Consider the following 10,279-nt stretch of genomic DNA (forward strand, 5'->3'; position numbering starts at 1 on the left):
CACGCCACACCCGGTCGTCCGACGCCGACGCCCTGGGCTCAGGACAACGACAGGAACAGCTTCTCGAGCTGCTCCACCGTCGGACCGTCCGAGGCGTCCGCCGTCTCATCGCCGTCGGACGGTGGCAGCAGGCACTCCCGCATGGCGAGCGCGATGATCGCGAACCCGGCCCGGTCCAACGCCTTGGAGACCGCAGCCAGCTGGACGACGACGTCGCGGCAGTCGCCGCCCTTCTCCACGGCGTCCACGACGGAGGCCAGCTGGCCCTGAGCCCGCCGCAGCCGGTTGAGCACCTTCCCCTGGTCGATCGGGGTCGACCCGCCCGCCTGAGCCATCTCGCCGGCTCAGCGACGCCCGAAGAGCCGGGCAAACAGACCGGGCTCGACCGGGTCGTTCTCATGGCCGGCGCAGCGCTGCGCCTTGGGGACGCCCCGCAGCACCTGGTCGACGTGCTGGCCGCACCCCGCCCACGTCGTCTTGCCGCACTTCTTGCAGGTCACCGCTCGGCACACAGCCGCCTCCTCATGGTCGGATGCGGCGATGCTATACCCCCCTGGGTATACAACGGCGACCTCGCGGCTCCCCCGCGAGCACCGACCGCGGGTGCACGACGGCCCGGGCGGGCGTCACGAGGAGTCCCTCGCGCCGCCCACCCGGGCCGGCCGAGCCGATCGTCAGGAACGCCGCGGGTGCGGGCCGTCCTCGTCGCCGATCTTGTGCACGAGCACCGTGTTCGTCGAACCGATGACACCCACCGGCGTCCCCGCCACGACCACGACGTAGTCGCCGATCTCGGCGAGCTTGTTGGCGCGCAGGGTCAGGTCGACCAGGCGCACCATGTCGTCCGTGTTGCCGACCTGCGGCACGAGGTGGGTCTGCACGCCCCAGGACAGCGACAGCACGTTGCGCGTGCTCTCGACCGGCGTGAAGGCCAGCAGCGGGATCTCGGGGCGCAGCCGCGCCATCCGACGCGGCGAGTCACCCGACTGGGTGAATGTCACCAGGTACTTCACCCCGAGGTTCTCACCGATCTGCACCGCGGCCCGGGTCACGGCCCCGCCCCGGGTCGACGGCGTCGAGGTGAGCGGCGCGATCCGGTCGCGGCCCAGGTCCTCGGTCACCTCGATGATCCGCGCCATCGTGCGCACGGCCTCGATCGGGTAGTCGCCCACGCTCGTCTCGCCCGAGAGCATGACCGCGTCGGCGCCGTCGAGCACCGCGTTGGCGCAGTCGGACGCCTCTGCACGGGTCGGGCGCGGGCTCGTGATCATCGACTCGAGCACCTGGGTCGCCACGATGACCGGCTTGGCGTTGCGGCGCGCCAGCTCGACGGCCTTCTTCTGCACCAGCGGCACCTGCTCGAGCGGCAGCTCCACACCCAGGTCGCCACGCGCGACCATGATGCCGTCGAACGCCCGGATGATCTCGGCCAGGTTGTCCACGGCCTGCGGCTTCTCGATCTTGGCGATGACCGGGATGACCCGGCCCTCCTCCTCCATGATCCGGCGCACGTCGTCATAGTCCGCGGCCGACCGCACGAAGGACAGCGCGATGATGTCCGCGCCGATGTTGAGGGCCCAGCGCAGGTCCTCCTCGTCCTTGTCGCTCATGGCCGGCACGGACACCGCGACGCCCGGCAGGTTGAGGCCCTTGTTGTTCGACACGGGGCCCGGGACCTCGACGCGGGTGACCACGTCGTTGCCCTCGACGGCCGTCACTCGCACGAGGACCTTGCCGTCGTCGATGAGGATCGGGTCGCCGGGTGCCACATCGCCGGGCAGACCCTTGAACGTCGTCGAGGCGCGCTCCTTGGTGCCGACGACGTCCTCGGTCGTGATGGTGAACACGTCACCGACGGCGAGGTTCTCCTTGCCGTTCTTGAACCGGCCCAGCCGGATCTTCGGGCCCTGCAGGTCCACCAGGACGGCGACCGAACGGCCGGAGGCGACAGCCGCCGCCCGCACGTTGCGGTACACCCGCTCGTGCACCTCGGTGTCACCGTGGCTGCGGTTCAGACGCGCCACGTCCATCCCGGCGTCGACCAGTGCCTGGACCTGCTCGGGGGACTCGGTGACCGGGCCGATCGTGCAGACGATCTTCGCTCTACGCATGAGGGGAGCCTAAGCCTTCCAGTTTCGGGTGTTCGGACCCGAACGTCCCCCGGAGGGTGGTGGGACGTCGGGTATGCCGGTCAGGGACGCAGCGCGCGCGTCGCGGCCGTGACCGGGGCAGGCAGCTCGGTGCTGCCCTGCAGGTAGGTGTCCACCGCGGCGGCCGCGGCGCGACCCTCCGCGATGGCCCAGACCACGAGCGACTGCCCGCGTCCGGCGTCACCGGCGACGTACACGCCGGGCACGTTGGTGGCGAACTGCTCGTCCCGCGCGACGGCGCCGCGCTCGTCGAGCAGCACGCCCAGCTCGTCGCGCAGACCGGTGGCCAGCGGTCCGGCGAAGCCCATCGCGACGAGCACGAGGTCCGCCGGGACGTCACGTTCCGTCCCGGGGGTCGGCACCCGCCGGCCGTCGTCCAGGTAGCTCGTCGCGGCCCACCGCAGCGTCCCGACGTGCTGCCCGTCGTCGCCGGGCAGCAGCTCCACGGTGGACGCCAGGTAGACCCGCTCGCCGCCCTCCTCGTGCGAGGACGAGACCTCGAACAGCACCGGGTCCGTGGGCCACGGCTGCGACTCCGGACGGGTGAGCGCTGGCTGACGTCCGATCGCCAGCGTCGTCACCGAGGCCGCGCCCTGACGCAGCGCCGTGCCGACGCAGTCCGACCCGGTGTCGCCGCCGCCGATGACCACGACGTGCCGACCGGCCGCATCGAGCTCGCGCGGCGGTCGGGTACCGGTGCGCACCGCCTCGTTCGACGGGCGCAGATAGTCCATCGCGGGCATCACGCCGGCCAGGTCCGCGCCGGGCACCCGCAACGGACGCGGCACCGAGGCGCCGACGGCGACCACCACGGCGTCGTACCTGACCTGCAGCTGGTGCCAGCTGACGTCGCGGCCGACCTCCACGCCCGGCCGGAACCGCGTGCCCTCGGCCCGCATCTGGTCCAGCCGCCGGTCGATGTGCCGCTTCTCCAGCTTGAAGTCCGGGACGCCGTAGCGCAGCAGGCCGCCGATCGTGTCGTCCCGCTCGTAGACCGCCACGGTGTGCCCAGCCCGCGTGAGCTGCTGGGCGGCGGCCAGACCAGCCGGTCCGGAACCGACGACAGCCACGGTGTGACCGGTGAGGCGCTGCGGCACCTGCGGGGTCACCAGGCCACGCTCGAACGCCTCGTCGATGATCGAGACCTCGACGTTCTTGATCGTCACGGGCGGCTGGCTGATGCCGAGCACGCACGAGGTCTCGCACGGCGCCGGGCAGATGCGACCGGTGAACTCCGGGAAGTTGTTGGTCGCGTGCAGCCGCTCGGCCGCATCGGCCCACTGCCCGCGCCACACCAGGTCGTTCCACTCGGGGATGAGGTTCCCGAGCGGGCAGCCGTTGTGGCAGAACGGGACGCCGCAGTCCATGCAGCGCCCCGCCTGACGGGACAGGAACGGCTGACCGTCGACGAGGTGCTCGTGCACGTCCGCCCAGTCCCGCAGGCGGACCTCGACCGGACGGTTCGGCGGCAGCTCCCGGTCGCGGACCTCGAGGAACCCGCGCGGGTCAGCCACGTGCGCCTGCCAGGACGTCGGTCCAGACGCCGGGAGCCTCCAGGTCGAGGCCGTCGGCCGTCGCACGTGCGATCGCGTCGCGCACGCGGGCGAACTCGGTCGGCAGCACCCGGGAGAACCGGGCCCGGGCGGCGGCCGGGTCGGCCAGCAGATCGGCCGCCACGACGGAGCCCGTGTGCTGGCGGTGCTCGCCCAGCAGCGTCTCGACCACGGCCCAGTCCTCGTCGTCCAGCGCGGCGACCGTGAGCTCACCGGAGGCCAGCGCCGCGGTGTTCACCAGGGCCGGGTCGAGGTCGAGCACGTAGGCCACCCCGCCGGACATACCGGCGCCGACGTTGCGGCCCGTCGGGCCGAGGATGAGGACGGTGCCGCCGGTCATGTACTCGCAGGCGTGGTCGCCCACGCCGCCGACGACCAGGGTCGCCCCCGAGTTGCGCACCCCGAAACGCTCGCCGACCTGGCCCCGCAAGAACATCTCGCCCGACGTCGCGCCGTAGCCGATGACGTTGCCCGCGATCACGTTGACCCGCGGGTCCATGATCGCCGTGCGGTCCGGCCGCACCACGATCCGGCCGCCCGACAGGCCCTTGCCGACGTAGTCGTTGGCGTCGCCGAAGAGCCGCAGCGTGATGCCGGCCGGCAGGAAGGCCCCGAAGGACTGGCCGCCCGACCCGGTGAGCTCGATGTCGATCGTGCCGTCCGGCAGACCCGCGGCCCCGTAGCGCTTGGTCACCTCGTGGCCGAGCAACGTGCCGACCGTGCGGTTGACGTTGCGCACCGGCAGCGCGATCCGCACCGGCTCGGCCCGGTCGAGGGCATCGGCCGACAGCGCGATGAGCTGGTTGTCCAGCGCCCGCTCCAGCCCGTGGTCCTGGCTGCGCACCTGGTGCAGCGCCGCACCCTCGGCCAGCTCCGGCACCGCCAGGATCGGCGACAGGTCCAGGCCCTGCGCCTTCCAGTGGTCCACCGCCGCCCGGGTGTCGAGCAGCTCGACGTGCCCGACGGCCTCGAGCAGCGTGCGGAAGCCCAGCGCCGCGAGGAGCTCACGCACCTGCTCGGCGATGAACTCGAAGAACGTGACGACATGCTCGGGCTTGCCGGTGAACCGGGCTCGAAGCTCCGGGTTCTGCGTCGCCACCCCGACCGGGCAGGTGTCCAGGTGGCACACCCGCATCATCACGCAGCCGGACACGACTAGCGGCGCCGTCGCGAAGCCGAACTCCTCGGCACCCAGCAGCGCACCGACGAGGACGTCCCGGCCGGTCTTGAGCTGACCGTCCACCTGGACGACCACCCGGTCGCGCAGGTCGTTGAGGACGAGCGTCTGCTGGGTCTCGGCCAGACCGATCTCCCACGGGGTGCCCGCGTGCTTGAGCGACGTGAGCGGGCTGGCGCCCGTGCCGCCGTCGTGGCCGGAGATGAGCACCACGTCGGCGTGCGCCTTCGCGCAGCCCGCCGCGACCGTGCCGACCCCGAACTCGCTCACCAGCTTGGTGTGGATGCGCGCCTGCGGGTTGGCGTTCTTCGCGTCGTGGATGAGCTGCTTGAGGTCCTCGATCGAGTAGATGTCGTGGTGCGGCGGCGGCGAGATGAGCCCGACACCCGGGGTCGAGTGCCGCGTGCGCGCCACCCACGGGTACACCTTGTGCCCCGGCAGCTGACCACCCTCACCGGGCTTGGCGCCCTGGGCGAGCTTGATCTGGATGTCGTCGGCGTTCGTCAGGTACTCGGCGGTCACCCCGAAGCGTCCCGACGCGATCTGCTTGATCGCCGACCGGCGCGCCGGGTCGTGCAGCCGCTCGGAGTCCTCGCCGCCCTCGCCCGTGTTCGACTTGGCGCCGATCGAGTTCATCGCCCGGGCAAGTGTCTCGTGCGCCTCGGAGGAGATCGAGCCGTAGGACATGGCACCGGTGGAGAACCGTCGGACGATCGAGCTCACCGGCTCGACCTCCTCGAGCGGCACCGGCGGGCGCACACCCTCCTTGAAGCCCAGCAGGCCGCGCAGCGTCATCAGGCGCGCCGCCTGGTCGTCCACCCGGTCCGTGTACTGCCGGAACGCCTCGTAGCTGTGCGTCCGGGTGGCGTGCTGCAGACGGAACACCGTCTCGGGGTCGAACAGGTGCTCCTCACCCGCCCGGCGCCACTGGTACTCGCCGCCGACGGCCAGACGCTGGTGAGCCTGCCGGTTGCCGCTGGCCGGGTAGGCGTCGGCGTGCCGCGCCGCGACCTCGGCGGCGACGACGTCCAGCCCGATGCCACCGAGCCGGCTCGTCGTGCCGGTGAAGTAGCGGTCGACGAGCGCCTGCGACAGGCCGATCGCCTCGAACACCTGCGCGCCGCGGTAGGACGCGATCGTCGAGATGCCCATCTTGGACATCACCTTGAGCACGCCCTTGCCCAGCGCCTTGATGAGATGCGCGACGGCAGTCTCCGGCGCGGTGCCCGGCAGGTAGCCGGACTTGGCGAGGTCCTCGACGGACTCCATCGCCAGGTACGGGTTGACCGCTGCGGCGCCGTAGCCGATGAGCAGCGCGACGTGGTGCACCTCGCGCACGTCACCGGCCTCGACCAGCAACGAGATCTGCGTGCGGGTGTGCTTGCGCAGCGTGTGGTGGTGCACCGCCGAGACCAGGAGCAACGACGGGATGGGCGCGAGCTGGGCGTCGGAGTTGCGGTCGGAGAGCACGACGAAGCTCACACCGTCGGCGATGGCCGCGTCGACCTCGTCGAAGATCTCGGTGAGCCGGGCCTCGAGCGCGCGGCCGCCGCCGGCCACGTCGTAGAGGCCGCGGATGGTCACCGCACGGAAGCCGAGGGACGGCTCCTTGTGCACGTGCGCGATCTTGGCGAGCTGGTCGTTGTCCAGCACCGGGAACGGCAGCATGAGCTTGCGCGCGTGCTCCGGGCCGTCGACCAGGATGTTCGGCTCGGGGCCGATCGCACCGCCGATCGAGGTGACGAGCTCCTCGCGGATCGCGTCCAGCGGCGGGTTCGTGACCTGGGCGAACATCTGGGTGAAGTAGTCGAACAGCAGCCGGGGGCGCGACGAGAGCACCGCGACCGGGGTGTCCGAGCCCATCGCACCCAGCGGCTCGGTCCCAGCGGCCGCCATGGGCGCCAGGATGACCTTGAGCTCCTCCTCGGTGTACCCGAAGGTGCGCTGGCGCCGACGGACCGAGGCCGCCGAGTGCGCGACGTGCTCGCGCTCGGGCAGCTGGGACAGGTAGACGGAGTTCTCCGCGACCCATTGGGCGTACGGCCGCTGGGCCGCGAGCTGGGCCTTGATCTCCTCGTCCGGCACGATCCGGCCCTGCGCGGTGTCCACCAGGAACATCCGGCCGGGCTCCAGACGGCCCTTGGCGACCACGGTCGCCGGGTCCAGGTCGAGCACCCCGGCCTCCGAGGCGCAGACCACGAGACCGTCCTCGGTCACCCAGTAGCGGCCCGGGCGCAGCCCGTTGCGGTCCTGCACCGAGCCGACGAGCGTGCCGTCCGTGAACGTCATCGCCGCCGGGCCGTCCCAGGGCTCCATGAGCGTCGAGTGGTACTCGTAGAACGCGCGACGGGCCGGGTCCATCTGCGCGTGGTTCTCCCACGCCTCCGGGATCATCATCATGACCGCGTGCGGGAGCGAACGACCCGACAGGTGCAGCAGCTCGAGCACCTCGTCGAAGCTGCCGGAGTCGCTCACCCCCGGCGTACAGATCGGCAGCAGCGGCGCCAGGTCACCCACCAGCTCGCTGGCCATCCGGCCCTGACGTGCGGCGACCCAGTTGCGGTTGCCGCGCACCGTGTTGATCTCACCGTTGTGCGCGATCACCCGGAACGGCTGGGCGAGCGGCCACGACGGGAACGTGTTCGTGGAGAACCGCGAGTGCACCAGGGCGATCTCGCTGGCGTACCGCGGGTCGGACAGGTCTGCGAAGAACGGCTCGAGCTGACCGGTCGTGAGCATGCCCTTGTAGGTGAGCGTGCGGGCCGACAGCGAGGCGAAGTAGACGCCGGTCTCGCGCTCGGCACGCCGACGCAGCCGGAAGGTCCGCCGGTCCAGGTCGATCCCGGCCAGCTCACGGGCCGGGTCGGCCACCACGAGCTGACGGAACACCGGCATCGACGCACGGGCCGTCGGGCCCACGAGGTCGGCCGTGACGACGACGTCGCGCCAGGCCAGCACGTCGAGCTTCTCCTCGACCGCGATCGCCTCGATCTGGCGCACGGCTGCGGCGCGCTCGGCCGCGTCCTGCGGCAGGAACGCCAGCCCGATCGCGTAGCGGCCGGCCGGGGGTAGGTCGGCGTCGACCACGTCGCGGCAGAACGCGTCCGGGATCTGGGTGAGGATGCCGGCGCCGTCGCCGCTCTGCTCCTCGGCGCCGACAGCACCGCGGTGGTCGAGGTTGAGCAGGGCCGTGAGCCCGGCGTCGACGATGTCACGGCCCGGGGTGCCCCGCAGAGTCGCGACGAACGCGAACCCGCACGCGTCATGCTCCGCACCGGGGTTGTACAGCCCCACCGGACCAGGCGTCGACCAGCTCGACGACATCGCACCGTCCTTCTTGACCCGGCGTCCCGGGCCGTCGCACGACAACAGCATTGCGTGGGACGTCGTCGGCCCGACTGCAGTGGAGTGACGATACCCCGCCTGTACGCGGCCGGATCGCCGAGCGCCGCCAGCTACTCGTTCAGCTCGGCGGGGCTCTCCTCGAGCGGCGCCACAGGATCGTCGCGCAGCACGGTCGTCTCGCGCCCGGGGTGTCGGCGTCCGACCAGGACGAACGCTACCAGGGCGCCCAGACCGACCAGCAGCGCGGTCCAGACGTTGAGCCGCAGGCCGAGGATGTGGTGCGCGGTGTCGATCCGCAGCATCTCGACCCACAGCCGACCGGTGCAGTAGAGCACGACGTAGAGCAGGAACACCCGCCCGTGGCCCAGCGAGAAGCGGCGGTCCAGGTACACCAGGACCGCGGCCATCGCCAGGTTCCAGATGAGCTCGTACAGGAACGTCGGGTGGAACAGCGTGCCCGAGGCGAACCCGGCAGGCAGGTGCGCGTCATCGATCTGCAGACCCCACGGCAGCGTCGTCGGCCCACCGAACAGCTCCTGGTTGAACCAGTTGCCGAGCCGCCCGATCGCCTGGGCCACGAGCAGCGCCGGGGCGAGGGCGTCGGCGAACGGCGGGAGCAGCACGCCCTGGCGGCGGCAGCCGATCCAGGCACCGACCGCACCGAGCGCGATCGCACCCCAGATGCCGAGCCCGCCCTCCCAGATCATCAACGCCCGCCACGGGTGCCCGCCGGGGCCGAAGTAGGCGTCGGGTGAGCTGATGACGTGGTAGATCCGGCCGCCGACGATGCCGAACGGCACCGCCCAGAAGACGATCTCCAGGACCGTGTCCTTCTCCCCGCCGCGCGCCACCCACCGACGCTGGGTGATGAGCACCGCCACGACGATCCCGGCCAGGATCGCGAGGGCGTAGGCCCGCAACGGGAACGGGCCGAGGTACCAGACCCCGCGTGGCGGGCTGGGGATCGAGGCGAGCAGGCCGGTCACGCCTGCACCTGCCGCGCGCCGCGCACGGCCTCGGCCAGCGCCGCGGTCGTGCTCGCCAGCCGGTCCAGACCGGCGGCCGGGTCGGGAGCCTCGGTGAGGGCACGGACCAGCGCGGAGCCGACGATGACACCGTCGGCGTAGCGCCCCACCTGGGCGGCGTGCTCGGGACGCGAGACGCCGAGCCCCACGCACACATGGGCTGCGCCGGCCGCGCGCGTGTCGGCGACGAGCTCCGCGGCACGGGCGCCCACCTGGGCCCGCTCCCCGGTCACGCCCATCGTGGAGGCGGCGTAGACGAAACCGCGGCAGGCCGCCGACGTGCTCACGAGCCGCTCCGGGGTCGAGCTCGGTGCCACCAGGAACACCCGGTCCAGCCCGTACCGGTCCGACGCCTCGAGCCACTCGGCCGCCTCGTCGGGGATGAGGTCCGGGGTGATGAGGCCTGCGCCACCGGCCGCGGCCAGGTCGCGCGCGTACGCCTCGACGCCGTAGCGCAGCACGAGGTTCCAGTAGGTCATCACGAGCACGGGGGCGCCGCGACCGGCGACCTGCTCCACCGCGACGAGGCTGTCGTGCACCCGGGTGCCGCCAGCCAGCGCCGCCTCGACGGCCCGCTGGATCACCGGCCCGTCCATCACCGGGTCCGAGTAGGGCACCCCGAGCTCGACCACGTCGACGCCCGCGTCGACCATGGTCCGCACCGCGTCCACCGAGCCGGGGACGGAGGGGTAGCCCACCGGCAGGTAGCCGATGAGCGCCGGGCGCCCCTCGGCGGCCAGCTCGTCGAGCCGGCTTCCCGTCGCCGACGCGATGTCCAGAGCGCTCACCGCTCCCCCTGCTCACCGTCGAGCAGGCCGAACCAGCGGCCCGCGGTCTCCACGTCCTTGTCGCCACGGCCCGACAGGTTGACCAGGATCACCGGCTCGTGCTCCGCACCGGCCCAGTCACCCACCCGCCGGCCGAGCTGCACCGCACCCGCGAGGGCGTGCGCGGACTCGATCGCCGGGATGATGCCCTCGGTCCGGCACAGCGACGAGAACGCCTCCATCGCCTCCTCGTCGGTGACCG

General features: G+C 72.1%; 7 protein-coding genes and 1 pseudogene. All 8 read right to left on the reverse strand.

What is annotated here, in order from left to right; all coding sequences use genetic code 11:
• Window positions 1-38: 38 nt before the first annotated feature.
• Window positions 39-335 (reverse strand): metal-sensitive transcriptional regulator, encoded by a 297-nt coding sequence (locus F2B26_RS00675; protein ID WP_159805349.1) that lies wholly within the window; start codon window positions 333-335, stop codon window positions 39-41.
• A gap of 9 nt (window positions 336-344) precedes the next feature.
• Window positions 345-512: a DUF8730 family Cys-rich protein gene (locus F2B26_RS17145; protein ID WP_201292537.1), complete on the reverse strand. Its 168-nt coding sequence runs from the start codon at window positions 510-512 to the stop codon at window positions 345-347.
• Window positions 513-674: 162 nt separating this feature from the next.
• A complete protein-coding gene (pyk, locus tag F2B26_RS00680) occupies window positions 675-2,111 on the reverse strand; it encodes a pyruvate kinase (protein ID WP_159805351.1) in 1,437 nt (478 codons plus the stop codon).
• Between the two features lie 80 nt (window positions 2,112-2,191).
• Window positions 2,192-3,664 (reverse strand): glutamate synthase subunit beta, encoded by a 1,473-nt coding sequence (locus tag F2B26_RS00685; protein ID WP_159805353.1) that lies wholly within the window; start codon window positions 3,662-3,664, stop codon window positions 2,192-2,194.
• A complete protein-coding gene (gene gltB, locus F2B26_RS00690; RefSeq protein ID WP_159805355.1) occupies window positions 3,657-8,204 on the reverse strand; it encodes a glutamate synthase large subunit in 4,548 nt (1,515 codons plus the stop codon). The genes F2B26_RS00685 and gltB overlap by 8 nt, the downstream gene beginning before the upstream one ends.
• A 131-nt stretch (window positions 8,205-8,335) precedes the next feature.
• On the reverse strand, window positions 8,336-9,211 hold the full coding sequence (lgt, locus tag F2B26_RS00695) for a prolipoprotein diacylglyceryl transferase (RefSeq protein WP_159805357.1): 876 nt from the start codon (window positions 9,209-9,211) through the stop codon (window positions 8,336-8,338).
• Window positions 9,208-10,038 (reverse strand): tryptophan synthase subunit alpha, encoded by an 831-nt coding sequence (gene trpA / locus F2B26_RS00700; RefSeq protein ID WP_159805359.1) that lies wholly within the window; start codon window positions 10,036-10,038, stop codon window positions 9,208-9,210. The genes lgt and trpA overlap by 4 nt, the downstream gene beginning before the upstream one ends.
• Window positions 10,035-10,279 (reverse strand): annotated as a pseudogene (locus tag F2B26_RS00705) (tryptophan synthase subunit beta); the annotation flags it as partial. The pseudogene F2B26_RS00705 and the gene trpA, both read right to left, overlap by 4 nt.

Source organism: Cellulomonas citrea (assembly GCF_009829685.1).
In the GTDB taxonomy this organism is placed as follows: Bacteria; Actinomycetota; Actinomycetes; order Actinomycetales; family Cellulomonadaceae; genus Cellulomonas; species Cellulomonas citrea.

Coding starts and splice junctions, on each gene's coding strand:
- F2B26_RS00675 (WP_159805349.1), bottom strand. CDS start 335: ATGGCTCAGGCGGGCGGGTCGACCCCGATCGACCAGGGGAAGGTGCTC.
- pyk (WP_159805351.1), bottom strand. CDS start 2,111: ATGCGTAGAGCGAAGATCGTCTGCACGATCGGCCCGGTCACCGAGTCC.
- gltB (WP_159805355.1), bottom strand. CDS start 8,204: ATGTCGTCGAGCTGGTCGACGCCTGGTCCGGTGGGGCTGTACAACCCC.